This window comes from Nonomuraea sp. bgisy101, assembly GCF_057708945.1.
The window spans coordinates 106,142-123,532 of record NZ_JBYITD010000024.1; the positions used below are offsets into that span (position 1 = coordinate 106,142).

General features: G+C 70.0%; 16 protein-coding genes. 7 read left to right on the forward strand and 9 right to left on the reverse strand.

Annotated features, from left to right (window positions below; translation table 11 throughout):
- Positions 1 to 13: 13 nt before the first annotated feature.
- Positions 14 to 358 carry a helix-turn-helix transcriptional regulator gene (locus AC3EO4_RS37020; RefSeq protein ID WP_431900109.1) on the forward strand — a complete coding sequence of 115 codons (345 nt, stop codon included), beginning with the start codon at positions 14 to 16 and terminating at the stop codon, positions 356 to 358.
- Here AC3EO4_RS37020 and AC3EO4_RS37025 read toward each other — a convergent pair.
- Together AC3EO4_RS37025 and AC3EO4_RS37030 are read right to left on the reverse strand one after the other, a co-directional pair.
- A complete protein-coding gene (locus AC3EO4_RS37025; protein ID WP_379571939.1) occupies positions 333 to 1,001 on the reverse strand; it encodes a permease prefix domain 1-containing protein in 669 nt (222 codons plus the stop codon). The two genes, AC3EO4_RS37020 and AC3EO4_RS37025, sit on opposite strands and share 26 nt — an antisense overlap.
- A 59-nt stretch (positions 1,002 to 1,060) precedes the next feature.
- Entirely contained in the window at positions 1,061 to 2,446 is a 1,386-nt protein-coding gene (locus tag AC3EO4_RS37030; RefSeq protein WP_431900111.1) for a pentapeptide repeat-containing protein, read from the reverse strand.
- A gap of 124 nt (positions 2,447 to 2,570) precedes the next feature.
- On the opposite strand from AC3EO4_RS37030, the gene AC3EO4_RS37035 reads away from it, so the two are divergent.
- From AC3EO4_RS37035 to AC3EO4_RS37055, 5 genes are all read left to right on the forward strand, one after another.
- Positions 2,571 to 4,913 carry an ExeM/NucH family extracellular endonuclease gene (locus tag AC3EO4_RS37035; protein WP_379571943.1) on the forward strand — a complete coding sequence of 781 codons (2,343 nt, stop codon included), beginning with the start codon at positions 2,571 to 2,573 and terminating at the stop codon, positions 4,911 to 4,913.
- Positions 4,914 to 5,061: 148 nt separating this feature from the next.
- Entirely contained in the window at positions 5,062 to 5,673 is a 612-nt protein-coding gene (locus AC3EO4_RS37040; RefSeq protein WP_431900113.1) for a hypothetical protein, read from the forward strand.
- The gene (locus tag AC3EO4_RS37045; RefSeq protein ID WP_379571947.1) at positions 5,670 to 5,972 is read left to right on the forward strand and encodes a transcriptional regulator; all 303 of its coding nucleotides are present in this window, start codon (positions 5,670 to 5,672) and stop codon (positions 5,970 to 5,972) included. The genes AC3EO4_RS37040 and AC3EO4_RS37045 overlap by 4 nt, the downstream gene beginning before the upstream one ends.
- A complete protein-coding gene (locus tag AC3EO4_RS37050; RefSeq protein ID WP_431900114.1) occupies positions 5,969 to 6,850 on the forward strand; it encodes an ABC transporter ATP-binding protein in 882 nt (293 codons plus the stop codon). Before AC3EO4_RS37045 ends, AC3EO4_RS37050 begins: the two co-directional genes overlap by 4 nt.
- Positions 6,843 to 7,583 (forward strand): ABC transporter permease, encoded by a 741-nt coding sequence (locus AC3EO4_RS37055; RefSeq protein WP_379571951.1) that lies wholly within the window; start codon positions 6,843 to 6,845, stop codon positions 7,581 to 7,583. Before AC3EO4_RS37050 ends, AC3EO4_RS37055 begins: the two co-directional genes overlap by 8 nt.
- 92 nt (positions 7,584 to 7,675) lie before the next feature.
- Here AC3EO4_RS37055 and AC3EO4_RS37060 read toward each other — a convergent pair whose 3' ends face one another.
- Positions 7,676 to 8,947 carry a S1C family serine protease gene (locus AC3EO4_RS37060; protein ID WP_431900116.1) on the reverse strand — a complete coding sequence of 424 codons (1,272 nt, stop codon included), beginning with the start codon at positions 8,945 to 8,947 and terminating at the stop codon, positions 7,676 to 7,678.
- A 296-nt stretch (positions 8,948 to 9,243) separates the two neighbouring features.
- Here AC3EO4_RS37060 and AC3EO4_RS37065 point away from each other — a divergent pair, with 296 nt between their 5' ends.
- The gene (locus AC3EO4_RS37065; RefSeq protein WP_379571955.1) at positions 9,244 to 9,429 is read left to right on the forward strand and encodes a hypothetical protein; all 186 of its coding nucleotides are present in this window, start codon (positions 9,244 to 9,246) and stop codon (positions 9,427 to 9,429) included.
- Positions 9,430 to 9,693: 264 nt separating this feature from the next.
- On the opposite strand, the gene AC3EO4_RS37070 is transcribed toward AC3EO4_RS37065, so the two are convergent.
- The 6 genes from AC3EO4_RS37070 to lon all read right to left on the reverse strand — a co-directional run bounded on the left by AC3EO4_RS37070 (position 9,694) and on the right by lon (position 17,377).
- A complete protein-coding gene (locus AC3EO4_RS37070) occupies positions 9,694 to 11,220 on the reverse strand; it encodes an AMP-binding protein (RefSeq protein WP_488186372.1) in 1,527 nt (508 codons plus the stop codon).
- Between the two features lie 181 nt (positions 11,221 to 11,401).
- Positions 11,402 to 11,989: a hypothetical protein gene (locus AC3EO4_RS37075; protein WP_431900118.1), complete on the reverse strand. Its 588-nt coding sequence runs from the start codon at positions 11,987 to 11,989 to the stop codon at positions 11,402 to 11,404.
- 143 nt (positions 11,990 to 12,132) lie between these two features.
- Positions 12,133 to 12,954: a MetQ/NlpA family ABC transporter substrate-binding protein gene (locus tag AC3EO4_RS37080; RefSeq protein ID WP_379571960.1), complete on the reverse strand. Its 822-nt coding sequence runs from the start codon at positions 12,952 to 12,954 to the stop codon at positions 12,133 to 12,135.
- Positions 12,955 to 13,031: 77 nt separating this feature from the next.
- Positions 13,032 to 13,691 (reverse strand): methionine ABC transporter permease, encoded by a 660-nt coding sequence (locus AC3EO4_RS37085; RefSeq protein ID WP_431900119.1) that lies wholly within the window; start codon positions 13,689 to 13,691, stop codon positions 13,032 to 13,034.
- A complete protein-coding gene (locus AC3EO4_RS37090; RefSeq protein WP_431900121.1) occupies positions 13,688 to 14,638 on the reverse strand; it encodes a methionine ABC transporter ATP-binding protein in 951 nt (316 codons plus the stop codon). The genes AC3EO4_RS37085 and AC3EO4_RS37090 overlap by 4 nt, the downstream gene beginning before the upstream one ends.
- A gap of 378 nt (positions 14,639 to 15,016) precedes the next feature.
- Entirely contained in the window at positions 15,017 to 17,377 is a 2,361-nt protein-coding gene (lon, locus tag AC3EO4_RS37095) for an endopeptidase La (RefSeq protein ID WP_431900123.1), read from the reverse strand.
- Between the last annotated feature and the right edge of the window lie 14 nt (positions 17,378 to 17,391).

Below are 17,391 nucleotides of genomic sequence, written 5' to 3' on the forward strand. Positions count from 1 at the left end.
TAGGATGGGTGATGTGAATCCCGACGCGCTTCGCGGGCACATGGACGCCCTGCTGCTCTCCGTGCTGGAGCACGAGCCACTGCACGGCTACGCCATCATCGAGGCGCTGACGGAACGCAGCGGCGGCGCGCTGGCCGTCCCGACCGGCACCGTCTATCCCGCGCTGCGCAGGCTGGAGCGCGTCGGCTATCTGGCCAGCGAGTGGGCGACCGTCGGCGGGCGCAAGCGGCGCACCTACCGGCTGACCGCCTCGGGGGCCAAGCAACTCGCGGGCGAGCGGTCGGCCTGGCGGGAGTTCACCGGGGTGATCGGCAGCGTGCTCGAGCCGGGGCTCAGGCGGGCCGAAGCCGCCGGGTGATGCGCAGGCAGCGGGCCGCGCCGTAGAGCTGCAGGCCGTTCAGCAGCGGCGTGGTCAGCGACAGGACCATGCCGGGCACGAAGGCGGTGAACCCGGTGGGGCCGTGGGAGCCGTACTGGAGGGCGGCGCTGAGCAGCAGCGTGACCGGCAGCATCGCCCACACCCACAGCGCGAGCACCCTGGTCAGCCGCTCGGGTCTGCGCACCCAGCGGGCGCCCCAGGTCAGCGCCAGGAGCGTCAGCCCGCCGAGCACCCCGGTGGTCAGGTGGAAGCCGTCGAGCAGGCGGGCCACGGGAACGAACCACGTGGGCCGCAGCGACCAGTCGGCGGCGTCCATGGGAAAGAACGCCCAGACCACGCTCCACAGCAGCGTGGTCATCGGCACGCTCACGAACAGCAGCGCGGCGAGCCTGCGCCCGGCCGTGGTGGTCAGCTCACGCTGGTAGCCGGGCGCGATCTCGGCCAGCTCGCCGAACTCCTCGACCGCCAGCCGCTCGGCCTCCAGCCGGGCCAGCCCGCCCGCCTCGTAGGCCTCGGCGGTGTCGGCCAGGCTGTCGCGAGCCTCGACGACCAGATCGCGCTTGGCTCCGCTGGGGCCGTCGAGCGCCCGGTGGAGCCCTGCCACGTAGTCGTCGATGAGCATGGTCTCCAGTGTACGAAGGGCCGCCCAGGGGCAGCATCGGGGAAACCCCTGATTCGCGGTCAATGGTGCGCGGCGGGTCCTGGCACGGCGGGACGCGGCGTCGAGGCCCGCCTGGCCGCGTGGGAGGTGCTGGTCCACAGCACCGCGCCCGCGGTGACCGCCACCAGTAACACGCCCCACGCCACCGCCCTGCCGGTGCGCAGGCCGTACCCGCACAGCAGCCAGTACAGCGACAGCCACCAGCGGCGGCCCGCGGCGCGGCGCATCTCCATCGCGCCGAAGGCGAAGTCGGCGGCGGTCCCGTCGTCGTCGGGCGAGTGGCGCAGTGCGTCGTAGAGCACGGCCAGGCCGTCCGGCGAGGAGGGGTCGTCGGGGCCCTTGGACCAGCCACGCCAGCCGTGCTCGTCGGCCAGCGCCCTGCGCCTGGAGAACCACCGCAGCGGCGGCCAGCGCAGGCTGAAGCGCACCCCGCGAGGAGTGAAGGCGAAGGTGCATCCCGTCAGCCGCAGCCCCGAGGGATGCGCGAGCCCGGCGAAGCGGCAGGCCGACAGGTCCAGCTTGTACAGCGACAGGTCCGGCGCGACCGCCTCGCGCAGCGAGCTGATCGTGCAGAAGCCCCGCCCGCTCACCGTCGCGGGCCCCCGCAGGACGGCCGCCTCCATGTCGGCGTGGGCGCGCGACAGCCTGACCGCGGTGGTGCCCCTGACCTCGACCTTGCGCAGGTCGACCGAGCAGTCCTCGACGACCAGGTCGAGCGCGCCGTCCACGCGCGCTCCGGTCACGGCCAGATGCCTGGTCGCCGACAGGTAGGCCCCGGAGGCGAAGTGAGCCGACTCGAAGCCCGCCCGCCCCCGCACCTTCTTGAACGACAGCGTGCGGCCGAACCTCGCGCCCCTGAAGGTGGCCAGCTCGCCGAACTCGGCCCCGTCGAACGTGGCGAACCCGTCGAACCTGGCACGCTCCGCCGACAGCCCGCGCGCGAAGACCGCCTGGCCGAACAGGGCGTCGCTGGCCACCACCGCCCTGTCGAATCCGGCATGCCCGCGCACCCGCGCCCCGTGGAAGGACAGCTGGCGGGCGAACCGCGCGCCGTTGAACGACACGTTGCCCGCGAAACTGGCGCCGAAGAAGGAGGCGAGCCTGTCGAACCTGGAGCCGTCCAGCGACACGTCGCCCTGGAAGCTCACCTCGGTGAAGCGCGCCTCGCCGGTGAAGCGCGCCAGGTCCATGCGGGCCCTGCCGGGCCTGCCTTCCGCCGCGGCCAGCACCCTGGCCAGCAGCTCGCCGTCGATCGTGGTGCCGCGGAGGTCGAGCAGCCGTCCTGGGCGGACGGCTGCGAGTGCGTCGGCCAGCTGCTCGGGAGAAAGGTGGGACAGGCAGCTGCCGTACGGCTGGCGCGCGACTCCCGTGCACGACGGGGAGTGTGAACACGTGACCCAGTCCATGACGTGTGCATACCCGCGTTGCTAGGTCATGAGACGACATGACGCCAGACGCCGTCTGTCAAGGGTCGATGATTTCATCGTTTGGTGGCGGTATGTTCGACTATCTCCCTCTAAAGTGCGGGTCATGCGAGCCTTATCCGCCTTTGTCGCCCTCGGCCTCGCCGCCGCGGGCGTGGCGACCCTCACGATCGCCCCGGCCTCCGCGGCGCCGGGCCCCGTCGTCATCAGCCAGGTCTACGGCGGCGGAGGCAACTCTGGAGCGCCGCTGGCCAACGACTTCGTGGAGCTGTTCAACAGGAGCTCCGCGCCCGTGGCCGTCGACGGCTGGTCGGTGCAGTACGCCAGTGCGACCGGCTCGGGCCACTTCGCCGCCAACGTCGCCCCGCTGTCGGGCACGCTGGCGCCGGGACAGTACTACCTCGTGCAGCTCGCTCCCGGCAGCAACCCCGGCCCGGCGCTGCCCACCCCCGACGCCACCGCCACCATCGCGGTCAGCGCCGGCGCGGGCAAGCTCGCCCTGGTCCGCTCGGCCACGGGCCTGGCCTGCAACGGCACCCCCACCTCGTGCACGGCCCAGCAGACCGCCCAGATCGCCGACCTCGTCGGCTTCGGCAACGCGACCTTCTTCGAGGGCACGGCCGCCGCGCCGGGCCTGTCGAACACCACGGCCGCGCTGCGCAAGACGCACGGCTGCGCCGACACCGACGACAACGCCGCTGACCTGGAGTCCGGCTCGCCCGCCCCGCGCAACACCGCGTCGCCCGCCGCCCCCTGTGACGGCGGCCAGGAGCCGACGCCCACGCCGACCCCCACACCATCGCCCACCCCCACGGGCGAGCCCTGCGACACGGCCGCGACGCACCAGATCGCCGGCGTCCAGGGCGCGGGCGAGGCCAGCCCCCTGGCCGGGCAGACCGTACGGGTGGAGGGCGTCGTGACCGGCGACTTCCAGAAGAGCACCGAGCTGAGCGGCTTCTTCCTGCAGGACGCCACGCCCGACGCCGACCCGAAGACCTCCGAGGGCCTGTTCGCGTTCGCCCGCGACACCGTCAAGGACGTCAAGGTCGGCGACAGGGTGCTCGTCACCGGCAAGGTCACCGAGTTCAACGGGTGGACCGAGCTGTCGCCCGTCACCGCGATCGACGTGTGCGGAACGGGGACGATCCCCTCACAGCAGTACCGGCTGCCACGCGCCGACGGCACGACCTTCGAGCCCGTCGAGAACATGCTCGTCACGTTCGACGAGCCGCTGACCGTCTCCGAGCACTTCAACCTCGGACGCTTCGGCGAGGTCACCGTCTCCTCCGAGGGACGCCTCTACCAGCCGACCGACAGGCCAGGCGTGGACGCGGCGCTCGACGCCCGCCGTACGCTGCTCATCGACGACGGCTCCACCAGGGAGAACCCCGCCACGATCCCCTACACCAGCCCGCGCGTGGTGCGCACGGGTGACACGGCCTTCGGCGTGACCGGCGTGCTCGGCTACGGGTTCGGCTCCTACCGGCTCCAGCCCACCAAGCCGATCAGCTTCCTGCGGACCAACCCGCGCCTGCCCAGGCCGCTGCCCGTCGGCGGCAACGTCAAGGTGGCCAGCCTGAACACGCTGAACTGGTTCACCACGCTGGGCTCGCGCGGCGCGACGACCGCCGAGGAGCAGCGGCGCCAGCTCGACAAGCTGGTGGCGACCCTGCACGGCCTCGACGCGGACGTGGTGGGGCTCATGGAGGTCGAGAACAACGGCCAGACCGCTCTGCAGGCCCTGGTCGACGCGCTGAACGCCAAGGTCGGCGCGGGCACCTACGCGGCGCTCACCCACCCGTTCCCCGGGACGGACCTGATCCACGTGGCGATGATCTACAAGCCCGCCCGCGTGGCGCCGGTCGGGGCGGCGCTGTCGTCCGAGGACCCGGTCTTCAGCAGGCCGCCGCTGATCCAGACCTTCAGGCGGGCGGGCGGCGGCCAGCCGTTCACGATGATCGTCAACCACTTCAAGTCGAAGGGCTCGTGCCCGCCCAGCGGTCCCGACGCCGACCAGGGCGACGGGCAGAGCTGCTGGAACCCGCTGCGGGTCAAGCAGGCCGGGGCCGTGCTCGGGGTGATCTCCTCCCTCGACCTGCCCAACCCGCTGGTGCTCGGCGACCTCAACGCCTACGGCGAGGAGGACCCGATCGACACGCTGCAGACCGGAGGGCTGACGAGCGTGACCAAGCGGTTCGTGCCCGCGCCGTTCCGCTACAGCTACCTGTTCGGCGGGCTGGCAGGCGAGCTCGACCACGCGCTGGTCGGCAAGCAGCTGCTCAAGCGGGTGACGGGTGCGACCATCTGGCACGTCAACTCGGACGAGCCGCGCATCCTCGACTACAACACCGAGTTCAACCCGCCGGGCCTCTACCAGCCCGACGCGTTCCGCTCCTCCGACCACGACCCGTTGGTCATCGGCCTGTCCCTCCCCGGAGGCAAGGGCTGACCCGGTAGGCAGGCGAGAGCGGCCCCTCCCCCAGCGCGGGGAGGGGCCGCTCTTGTGTCTGCGGGTGTTCCACTCCCCCACTTCCGTTTGCCACGCAATCAGGTTTATGATTCAAACCAGTTGATGGAATCGACCAGTTTGGACTGTTGTGGACGACGAAGACCTGAGCCCCGCCGAGATGATGCGGCTCATCGAGGAGCAGGGCGCCGCCGCCGCGCGCAGGCTTCAGCCCGACCCCCTGTTCCTCTACGCCCCCTGGGGCCTGGCGTGGCTCGTCGGCTTCGGCACCTTCTTCCTGTCCTACGGTCTCGACGGCCGCCCCATCGCCCCGATCACCTGGCAGCTCGCGCTGGCCGTCCTGATGGGCGCGCAACTGCTGGCCGGCGCGTTCCTGTTCTGGACCGCCCGCTCCGCCGTGAAGATCCGCGGCGGCACCGCCGAACGCGGGATGATGTACGGCTACGCCTGGTTCGTCGGAATGCTGTCGATGGGCCTGATTCTCAGCCACTTCGCCCCGATATTCCCCCGCGACCAGATCGGCCTGCTCTACGCCTCGGTGTCGTTGCTGGTGGTCTCCATCCTCTACATGGCGGGCGGCGCCGTCTGGCACGAGTGGCCGATGTTTTTTCTCGGCGTCTGGATCGCGGCCGTCAACACCGCCGGTGCCACCCTGGGTCCCGGCTGGCATTCCCTGCTGATCTCGCTGCTGGTCGGCGGCGGCTTCTTCGTCATGGGAATCGTGCTCAGGCGGCGCCGGTGACGCTCCCCGACCTCGACCCCGTCATCCACGCGCAGGCCAGGCTGCGCGTGGTGGCCACGCTCAACGCCCTGGCCGAAGGTGACCAGATCGCCTTCCCCGGGTTGAAGGATCTGCTCGCCATGACGGCGGGCAACCTGTCGGTGCACCTGACCAAGCTCGAGGACGCGGGCTACGTCGAGATCACCAAAACCCACAAGGGCCGTACCCCCGTCACCTACGTCGCGCTGACCAGGCGCGGACGGCTGGCCTTCGAGGAATACACCATCGCGATCCGCGCCCTTCTTGGAGGCGAAGCATGACCGTCTTGGCCAGGACCGTCGAGGTCACCCGACGCTACGGCGAGGTGACCGCCCTCGACGACGTGTCCATGGAGATCCCCTCAGGACAGCTCGTCGGCCTGCTCGGCCCGAACGGCGCGGGCAAGTCCACGCTCGTCAACCTCTTCGTCGGCCTGCGCAGGCCGACCAAGGGCGTGGTCGAGCTGCTCGGCGGCGCCCCCTCCGACCCCCGCGTACGGCAGGGCATGGGCGTGACGCCCCAGGAGACGGGCCTGCCGGAGGCGCTGCGCGTCGGCGAGATCGTCGACTTCGTCTCCTCCCACTTCCCCGAAAGGGTGGGCAGGCAGGAACTGCTGGCCAGGTTCGGCCTCGACGACCTCGCCCGCAGGCAGGTCGGGGGCCTGTCAGGCGGCCAGAAGCGCCGCCTCGCGGTGGCGCTGGCCTTCGCCGGCAAGCCGCGCATCGTCTTCCTCGACGAGCCCACCACCGGTCTCGACGTGGAGGCGCGAAGGTCGCTGTGGGAAGGGGTCAGAGCCTTCCACGCCGAAGGCGGCACGGTGGTGCTCACCAGCCACTACCTGGAGGAGGTCGAGGCGCTGGCCGAGCGCGTGGTGGTGATCGGCAAGGGCAGGGTGCTGGCCGACGACACGATGCAGGCCGTGCGCGGCATGGTGGGCGTGCGCCGGGTGTCGCTGTCGGCCGCCGACCTGCCCGACCTGCCCGGCGTGGTCAGCGCCGAGCGGGTGGACGACCGTCACGAGCTGCTCACCTCCGACTCCGACCGCCTGGTGCTGGACCTGGTCGCCAGCGGCGTGCCGTTCTCGGGGCTCGAGATCAGCCCGGCCACGCTCGAGGACGCCTTCCTCGCCATCACCTCGAAGGAGACCGCAGGTGTCTAGCCTGATCCTGACCCACACCCGCTACCAGTTCCTCGAGCAGCTGCGGGTCCCGATCGCGATCGTGGCCGGCGTCTTCTTCCCCACCATCTCGATGCTGGCCTTCGTCGTGCCGTTCGCCGGACACGATCCCGTGACGGCCACGGTCGGCACGGCGTCGATGACGCTGTTCGCCGTGATGTCGAGCGGGCTGATGGGGCTCGGCATCGGCGTGGCCGACGACCGCGGCAAGCCCTGGGACCCCTACCTGCGCACGCTGCCCGCCGGCCCCTTCCCCCGTTTCGCGGGGCGGATGCTGACCTCGCTGGCCGTCATGCTGATCGCGGTCGTGCCCGTCGTGCTGGTCGCGGCGTTCCTCACCGAGGCGACGGCCACGCCCCTGCAACTGCTGCTCGGCCTGGGCGCGCTGATCGTGGGCGCGCTGCCGTTCATGATGCTGGGCCTGCTCGTCGGCTACTCGCTCCCGGCCAAGGCGGCCATCGCGGTCTCGCAGGTGCTGTTCTTCCCGATCGCCATCGGCGGCGGCATGTTCGGCAACCCGATGGACCCGCCGGCCTTCATCGGGGCGGTCGCGCCGTACCTGCCGAGCAGGGGTGCCATGGAGCTGGTGTGGGCCGCGACCACGGACTTCAGGCCTGAGCCGCTGCCGCTGGTCACGCTGGCGGTCTGGACCGTCGCGGGCGCCGCCGCCGCGGTGTGGGCCTACCGCCGTGACGAGGGCCGCAGGTTCCGCTGAACCCCCGCCCGGCCGGAAGGGGGCTGAAAAGGGGGGAGGTGCCGCCGAGTCCGCAGCGATCTCGACGGCACCTCCGTCCAACGAGGGGGGTTCTACTCGCCAGTCTTCTCCGCGAGGGTCACGGTGACCTCCTGGGTCTTGCCGTCCCTCATATATGTGATCTTGACCTGCTGGCCGACTTTGAAACCTCTGACCTGTCCGACTACCGTATCTCCCCCGTCAACCGCCGTCTCGCCGATCTTCGTGATCAGATCGCCGTTCTTCAGACCGGCCTTGGCCGCGGGGCTTCCCTCCTGCACCTGCCGTACCAGAGCTCCCGGCACGTCACCCGAGGCGTCGGTGACGCTGACGCCGAGGTAGGCGTGGCTCACCTTGCCGTTGTCGATGAGCTGCTGGGACACCTGCTTGGCGGTGTTGATCGGGATGGCGAAGCCGACGCCGATGTTGCCGGTACCGCCGCCGGTCGCGATGGCCGTGTTGATGCCGATCACCTCACCGGCCGCGTTGACGAGAGCGCCACCGCTGTTGCCGGGGTTGATGGCGGCGTCCGTCTGGATGGCCCCGCCGATCGTGGTGGTCGACGACGGCTGCGACTGCTCGCGCAGGTTGCCCCACCCGGGCGGCAGCTGCTGCTGGTTCTGGTCCTCGTTGCCGACGGTGAGCGTGCGGTCCAGCGCGCTGACGATGCCCGCGGTGACCGAGCCGTCCAGGCCGAGCGGGCTTCCGATCGCCAGTACGGCGTCGCCCACCCTGAGCGCGTCGCTGTCGCCGAGGGCGGCCTTGGTCAGCCCCGAGACGCCTTCCGCCCTGATGACGGCCAGGTCGGTCGTCGGGTCGGTGCCGACGACCGACGCCTTGGCGGTCTTGCCGTCGCTGAACTTCACCGTCATCGAGCCGCCCTGGCCCGCGCCGACCACCACGTGGTTGTTGGTGAGGATCAGGCCGTCCTCCGACAGGACGACGCCCGAGCCCTCACCCGTCCGGCCCTGGATCATGACGACCGACGGCTGCACGTTCTGGGCGACGTCGGCCACGGTCAGCGGGTTCGACGCCTGCTTGAAAGTCGGGCTGGGCGAGGAGGCCACGGTCGTCGTCCCGCCACCGAAGGCGCTCACGGTCGCGGCCCCCGCCACGCCGCCGATCAGCGCCGTCGCCGCGAGGGCGAGCCCCGCGATGGCCTTCTGGCCGGTGGTGAACCTGGACTGCTGCTTCGGTACGGCAGGCACCTGCATGATCGTCGTATCGTCCGACGGCGTCGGCACGGCGTGCTGGAATCCGCCGGCGACCGGAGGCTTGGAACCGAACTGGGTCCAGCTCCCACCCACATTGCCTTCGCCGTGCTCACGAGGCTCGTTCGCGTTCATGTCCATCCCCAAAAGGCCGCTGTGGCGCGCCACTGTGGCGTGCCGTACTCCCAGGGTGTCAACGGGGCTGTAAACGCTGGTTAAGCCGCCGATCCTGGGGTGCCGAACCCCCTGACGGGGGCTTTATCACCCCAGGTCAGGCATGGGCTGCGGTCGCGATCTCTCATCAAAGATTCATCGAGCGGGGTGCAGCGCACCATCGGCCTTCCTCCCCTGCCGAGTCCACACCCGACTCCCCGCCGCGGGCTCGCGGGAGGCCCGCCTCCGGCTGCCGATCGTTGGCTACCGTGACAATCATGACCCTCTACTGCTTTGTCTGCCTGGGACAGAAGCGCTCCGCCGAGGCTTACACGATCATGCGGGGATACGCCCTCTGCTTCGACCACGCCGAGCAGATCGTGGCGGACAAGAGGACGGGCCACCCCAGCCTCGACGGATCGGCGTTCCGGAGGGACCTGGCGAGGATCATCGAACGGGGCTGACCGAAGGGTCCTGTCACGCCCCTCGCCTCGAGCGGGCCACGGCCCGCCGCCCGGTTGACGAGAAGATCGGATCCCCGCCCTCGTCCTCGTCGGCCTTCCGGTCCTCGGCGTGGGTGTGGGTGGTCTGCCGAGCCGGGTTCAAGGGCCTGGTGACAGGCTCCTCTGTGGCGCGATCGGGGACGGGGCGGCGCGGACGGGGCGGCGCGGACGGGCCGGAGCGGTCGGGGCGGCGACGAAGGCGGCAGGCCTTGTGCGGTCAGGTTCCTAGGGGACGTCGAGGTACTGCTCGCGCAGCAGCCGCTTGTAGAGCTTGCCGGTCGGGTGGCGGGGCAGCTCGTCGCGGAAGTCGACGGACCTGGGGCATTTGTAGTGGGCCAGCCGCGCCCTGCAGTACTCGATCAGCTCCGCCTCCAGCGCCTGGCCCGCCTCGGCGAGGTCGGCGGGCTGGACGACGGCCTTGACCTGCTCGCCCATCTCCTCGTCCGGGATGCCGAACACGGCCACGTCGGCGACCTTGGGGTGGAGGGACAGCACGTTCTCGGACTCCTGCGGGTAGATGTTCACCCCGCCCGAGATGATCATGTAGGAGCGGCGGTCGGTCAGGTAGAGGAAGCCGTCCTCGTCGACGTAGCCGATGTCGCCGAGCGTGGTCCAGCCCCTGCCCTGGGGGTCGTGCGCGGAGCGGGTCTTGTCCGGGTCTCCGTGGTACTCGAAGCGGGGTCCGTCGGAGAAGTAGACCGTGCCGTGCTCGCGGGGCGCCAGTTCGTGGCCCTCCTCGTCGCAGACGTGCACGACACCGAGCAGGGGGCGGCCGACGGTGCCCTTGTGGGCGAGCCAGTCCGAGGGGCCCGCGTACAGGAAGCCGTTGCCCTCGGTGCCCGCGTAGTACTCGTGGATGATGGGACCCCACCAGTCGAGCATCTGCTCCTTGACGGGGATCGGGCACGGCGCGGCGGCGTGTATCGCGCACTGGAGCGACGACAGGTCGTGCTTGGCTCTGACCTCGTCGGGCAGCTTGAGCATCTTGATGAACATCGTCGGCACGAGCTGGGTGTGCGTGACCGCGTGCCGTTCGACCAGCGCGAGGTACTCGGCGGGGTCGAAACGCTCCATCACGACGACCGTCGCCCCGAGCCGCTGGAACTGCAGGCAGTAGCGCAGCGGGGCGGCGTGGTAGAGCGGCGCGGGCGACAGGTAGACGCTGTCGGCCGCGGGCGCGAACAGGAACTGGATGAGCTGGAGCAGCGGTCCGGGAGTGTCGAGCGGCGCCTGCGAGAGCGTCGGCTTGACGCCCTTGGGCCTGCCCGTGGTGCCGGAGGAGTAGAGCATGTCAGCGCCCAGGCACTCGTCGGCGATGGGCGTCGGCGGCTGCCCCGCGACGGCCTCCTCGTAGGACTGGAAGCCGTCGGCGACGCCGTCGACCATGAGCCTGAGCTCCACGCCGGGCGCGTCGATCGAGGCGGCCACCTCGGCCAGCCCGGACGAGGCGATGAAGACCCTGGCCTCGCAGTTGTCGACGATGTAGGACAGCTCCTCGCTCTGCAGGCGCGAGCTGATCGCGGTGTAGTACAGCCCTGAGCGGTGTGCCGCCCAGGCGATGACCAGGAAGAGCGGATGGTTCTCGAGCATGAACGCGATGTGGTCGCCCGGATTGAGGCCGGCGGAGCGGAAGAGGTGGGCGAGCCTGTTCGACTCCTCCTCGAGCTGGCGGTAGGTGACGACGTTCCCGGAGCCCGCCATGATCACAGCGGGCTTGTCGGGGGTGACTGCTGCGATGGCTCCCGGATACATGACCAGAACAGTATTCGGTTCGGGGTCGCGCAGGAAGTGTCCACGCCGTCCCGCCATCCACCGCAGCCTCACGGGAATGACACCGGGAAATGGCGTCACATCCATCTCGCGAATTCCTCGGAAAACGGCGGGGCCGTGATCCCGTATTCGAGATCACGGCCTCTTCGAGGGGGAACCGCCATTAGGCGTGGTAAACGTCCTGCCAGCCGGAGTGGAAGCCGCTCGGGCCACCATGTGCGCCACGGCTCACATCCACGTAGATGTGCTTGGCGTTCTTACCGCCGAACGAGTAGTCGGCGTCGTGCTTGCCGCAGTTCTTGAAGCTCTTGAAATAGGTCGAACCGTCGAAGTTCACGACCTTGAAGGTCTCCCACGCGCAGACGTACTTCTGCTTGCCCCACCACTTGTGGTTGGTGAGGGTGCTGTCCACCGAGTAGAAGTAGTCGTGCTTCCAGGTCCAGACCTTCTTCTTGAAGGGCTTCTTCTTCCAGACGCAGTGCTTGTTCCCGTGCTTGTCCTTCCAGCAGACCAGGACCTTCTTGTAGAAGGTCTCCCAGTGCCAGACCTTGTAGGACTTCTTGGTCACGGAGACGTGCCCTGAGGCCTCGGCCCTGTGGTCGCTGGAGTGGTAGGCCCCCCAGCCGGTGCCGGTGCCGGTGCCGGTGGCCGTGGCCGTGGCCGTCGTCGCCGCGCCCGCGGCGACGGGGGCGCCGACCGCCACGGCAATGGCGATGACGGCGCCGGTCAGGATTCGCGAAACGAATCGCATGACGGGACTCCTCGGGAGAAGAGGGTTTCTGACACGCTCTTCGTAGTCCCGGCGGATTGCCGAACACTTACAATTCGCTTGATTACCTGGCCGGCGGTCGATTATTCGGAAAACACATTTTCCCGATCATTCACAGGAAAAATTCAGGCTGGGATGACCGCGCCCTTATAGGTGTCCTCAATGTACTTCTTGACCTCGGGGCTCTGCAGCAGCTTGGCCAGCTTCTGCACCCGCGGGTCGTTCTGCTTGCCCTCCTGGACGACCAGCCCGTTGGCGTACGGGTTGCCCTCGGCCTTCTCCGCGATGAGCGCGTCGGTGGCCGGGTTGAGCTTGGCCTCGAGGGCGTAGTTGCCGTTGATGACCGCGGCGTCCACGTCGGCGAGCGAGCGGGGCAGCTGGGCCGCGTCGAGCGCCTTGAAGGTGATGTTCTTCGGGTTGGCGGTGACGTCACGCTCGGTGGCCGCGGTGCCGACGCCGTCCTTCAGCGTGATGACGCCGTTGTCGGCCAGCAGCTTCAGCGAGCGGCCGAGGTTGGTGGCGTCGTTGGGCACGGCGACGGTCGCGCCGGAGGCGAGCGCGGCGACGTCCTTCACCTTGCTGGAGTAGAGGCCGAGCGGCTCCAGGTGCACGTTCTCCACCCAGGTGAGCTTGGCGCCCTTCTCCTTGTTGTAGTCGCCGAGGTAGGGCTGGTGCTGGAAGTAGTTGGCGTCCAGCTGGCCCTCCTGGAGCTGCGGGTTCAGCGGCACGTAGTCGCTGAACTCGACGATCTCCAGCTTCAGGCCCTCCTTGGCCGCCAGGTTGTCCGAGATGTACTTGAGGATCTCGGCGTGCGGCGTGGGAGTGGCACCGATCTTGAGCGGGTCGCTCGGGGCGCCGGAGGCCGACGAGCCGGAAGCGGACGATCCGCAGGCGGCGAGGGTCAGGGCCAGGACGGCGGCGGTCACGAGACCGAACAACTTGCGCACGGCTGTGCTCCTTGTCTGGGTATGAGGAAGCAGGATCCGCTCGTGGCGGACCCCGGAAGAACGGGGTGGAGGTGTCGCTAGCGCCTGGCGGCCAGACGGTTGGCGAGAGCGTCGCCGACGGTCTGGGCCAGCTGGACGAGGATGATGATGACCACACAGGTCGCGATCATGAGAGGCGTCTCGAATCGCTGGTAGCCGTACCGGATGGCCAGGTCGCCGAGGCCGCCCGCGCCGATGACGCCCGCCATCGCCGAGTAGGACACCAGCGTGATGACGGTGACCGTGATCCCGGCCACCAGCGCCGACTTGGCCTCGGGCAGCAGGACCTTGGCGACGATCGAGGTACGGCTGACGCCCATGGCGTGGGCCGCCTGGACGACGTCGGCGCTGACACCACGCAGCGCGATCTCGACCAGGCGGGCGAAGAACGGCACCGCGCCGATCGTCAGCGGCACGACGGCCGCGTACAGGCCGATGGTGGTGCCGACCAGCAGCCGCGTGAAGGGGATCACCGCGATCATCAGGATGATGAACGGCAGCGATCTGCCGATGTTGACGACCAGGCTGAGCAGCTGGTTGGCGATCCGCGAGGGGAACAGCCCCTCACGCGAGGTGCCGACCAGGGCCACGCCGAGCGGAAGCCCGAACACGACGGTGAAGAGCGTGGACCAGAACACCATCTGGACCGTCTCCCACGTCGCCTGCCCGAGCAGCGGGACCATCTCTTCCCAGGTCATGCCGCCACCTCCACGATCAGCCCCCGCTCACGCAGGTAGCTGAGCGCGGCCGAGGTCTCGGCGCCCGCCAGCGAGACGCGCAGGCGGCCGACAGAGCCGCCGGCGACCTCCTCGAGCGCGCCGCCGAGGATGCTGACGTCCACGTCGAACTTGCGCACGACGTGCGAGATGACCGGCTCGTCCGCCGCTCCGGTGAACGTGATCGTGACGTTGCCCGTCTCGGGCGCCGGCAGCGGGAACAGCTCGGCGGCCAGGCGGGAGCCGGGCGTGGTCAGCAGCTGCCTGATGGGCCCCGACTCCAGGATCGCGCCACCCGACATGATCGCCACCGAGTCGCAGATGCTCTTGACCACGTTCATCTCGTGCGTGATCAGCAGGATCGTCAGCCCGAGCTCGGTGTTGAGCCGCCTGAGCAGGGCGAGGATGGAGGAGGTCGTGCCGGGGTCGAGCGCCGAGGTCGCCTCGTCGGCCAGCAGCACCTTCGGGTTGCGGGCCAGTGCCCTGGCGATGCCCACGCGCTGCTTCTGCCCGCCGGACAGCTGCCCGGGGCGGGCGTCGGCCTTGTCGGCGATGCCGACGAGCTCGAGCAGCTCGGCGACCCTGGCCGAACGCTCGGCCCTGCCCACCCCCATGACCTCGAGGGGGAAGGCCACGTTGCCCGCGACCGTGCGTGAGGACAGCAGCGCGAAGTGCTGGTGGATCATGCCGATGTGCTGCCTGGCGGCGCGCAGGTCGCGCTCGCCGAGCGTGGTCAGCTCCTGCCCGGCGACCGCGACGGTGCCGCGGTCGGGGCGCTCGAGGAGGTTGACGCAGCGCAGCAGCGTGCTCTTTCCCGCGCCGCTCTGGCCGAGCACACCGAAGATCTCCCCCTGGCGCACGTGCAGATCGACACCGTCCAGCGCGACGGTGTCACCGTACGACTTGCGCAGGCCTGCAGCCTGGATCACGAAAATTCCCCACAACGGATTCGGTAACGGACGGTCAGCGTTGGGGGACGCGTCAGCGAGTGCCGGGGTGGAACGGCAGGTGGCTCAGGCGGCGCAGCACGAAGCTGGGGCGGATCATCAGGGAGATACCTTCGAACGAGGAGGGCGGAAGGGTGCGCTCTAGCGGGCCTGACAGCCCATACACCTGCGCATTCGCATCTCGTTCACGTTGTTGCCAACGATCCTCTTACCGGCGCCTATTCCCGTCCGCCGATGTGAAGTGGCTCACCACCGCCCGTCTGGCGGCGCGTGACAGAACGCGACCGACAGGCGCCGTTGTCCGGCCACCATGGCGAAGCCGCCCCGCCGTACGGACGGCGGGGCGGCTTCGGCGGGTGGTCAGGCCGCGGTGGTCTGGGCGACCTTGGCGGGGGTGAGGGCGATGTCGAGCACCTCACGCACGTCACCGACGGCGTGGATGGTCAGCTCGTCGCGGACCTCCTTGGGCAGGTCGTCCAGGTCGGGCTCGTTGCGGGCCGGGATGAGGACGGTGGTGATGCCCGCCCTGTGCGCCGCCAGCAGCTTCTGCTTGACGCCGCCGATGGGCAGCACCCGCCCGGTGAGGGAGATCTCACCGGTCATCGCCACGTCGTTGCGGACGAGCCGTCCCGACAGCAGCGAGGCCAGCGCCGTGGTGAGCGTGACGCCCGCCGAGGGCCCGTCCTTGGGGACGGCGCCCGCGGGGAAGTGCACGTGCACCGAGCGGTCCTTCAGCGCGGTGACCGGCAGCTCCAGCTCCGCGCCGTGCGAGCGCAGGTAGGACAGCGCGATCCGCGCCGACTCCTTCATCACGTCGCCGAGCTGTCCTGTGAGGGTCAGCCCGGTGTCGCCGGTCTCGGGGTCGGCCAGGGACGCCTCGACGTAGAGGACGTCGCCGCCGGCTCCGGTGACGGCCAGGCCGGTGGCCACGCCGGGCACCGAGGTGCGCTGCTTGGACTCGGGCAGCGACGCTTCGGGCACGAAGCGCGGCCTGCCCAGGTAGTCGACCAGGCCGTCCTCACCGACCGTGGTGGGCAGTTCGTCCTTGGCCGTGACCTTGCGCAGGATCCTGGCGATGGAACGCTCGAGGGAGCGCACGCCGGCCTCGCGGGTGTACTCGGCGGCCAGCTTGCGCAGGGCCGCCTCCTCCACGGTGACCTCCTCGGCCGTCAGCCCGGCCAGCTCCAGCTGCTTGGGCAGCAGGTGGTCGCGGGCGATGGCCACCTTCTCGTCCTCGGTGTAGCCGTCGAGCGTGACGACCTCCATGCGGTCGAGCAGCGGCCCCGGGATGGCCTCGAGGACGTTGGCCGTCGCGAGGAAGAGCACGTCCGACAGGTCGAGCTCGACCTCCAGGTAGTGGTCGCGGAAGGTGTGGTTCTGCGCCGGGTCGAGGACCTCGAGCAGGGCGGCCGTCGGGTCGCCCCGGTAGTCGGCGCCGACCTTGTCGATCTCGTCGAGCAGGACGACGGGGTTCATCGAGCCGGCCTCGCGGATGGCGCGCACGATGCGGCCGGGCAGCGCGCCGACGTAGGTGCGCCGGTGGCCGCGGATCTCGGCCTCGTCGCGCACGCCGCCGAGGGCGACGCGGACGAACTTCCTGCCCATGGCGCGGGCCACGGACTCGCCCAGCGACGTCTTGCCGACTCCGGGCGGACCGGCGAGGGCGAGGACGGCGCCGCTGCGGCGGCCGCCCACCACGCCGAGGCCCTTGTCCTGGCGCCGCTTGCGCACGGCCAGGTACTCGATGATGCGGTCCTTGACGTCCTCGAGGCCGGTGTGGTCGGCGTCGAGCACCTCGCGGGCGCCGGCGATGTCGTAGTTGTCGTCGCTCGTCTCGTTCCAGGGGATGTCGAGGACGGTGTCGAGCCACGTGCGGATCCAGCCGGTCTCGGGAGACTGGTCAGAGGTCCGCTCCAGCTTGTCGACCTCCTTGAGCGCCGCCTCGCGCACCTTCTCGGGGAGGTCGGCCGCCTCCACGCGGGCGCGGTAGTCCTCCTCCTCGGTCTCGGCGGTGTCGCCGTTGAGCTCCTTCAGCTCCTTGCGCACGGCGGCGAGCTGCTGGCGCAGCAGGAACTCACGCTGCTGCTTCTCCATGCCCTCCTGGACGTCCTTGCGGATCGTCTCGGCGACGTCGAGCTCCGCCAGGTGCTCACGCGACCACTCCACCAGCTTGGCCAGCCGGTCGGCGGGGTCGGGGGCCTCCAGCAGCTCGACCTTCTGGGCGGTGCTCAGCCACGGCGTGTAGCCGGAGCTGTCGGCGAGGACCGAGGGGTCGTCGATCTGGTTGACCTGGTCGACCACCTGCCACGCGCCACGCTTCTGCAGGATCGTGGTGGCCAGCGCCTTGTACTCCTTGGCCAGCTCCTGCGCCCGCTCCCCGACGTGCACGGGGTCGACGGTGTGGACCTCCACCCAAAGGGCCGCGCCCGGGCCGGTCGTGCCCTTGCCGACGCGCGCCCTGTTGACGCCGCGCACGACGGCGGCGGGCTCGCCCCCGGGGAGCCTGCCGACCTGCTCGACCACGGCCTGCACGCCGACCGCGCCGTAGCGGCCGTCGATCCTGGGAACGAGGAGGACACGCGGCTTGTTGAGACCAGAAGCCTGAGCCGCGTCGATCGCAGCCCGGACCTCCGAGTCGGACAGGTCCAGAGGGACCACCATGCCCGGCAGGACCACCTCGTCGTCGAGCGGCAGGACCGGGAGGATCAAGCTCTCACTCATCTGAACTCCAATGG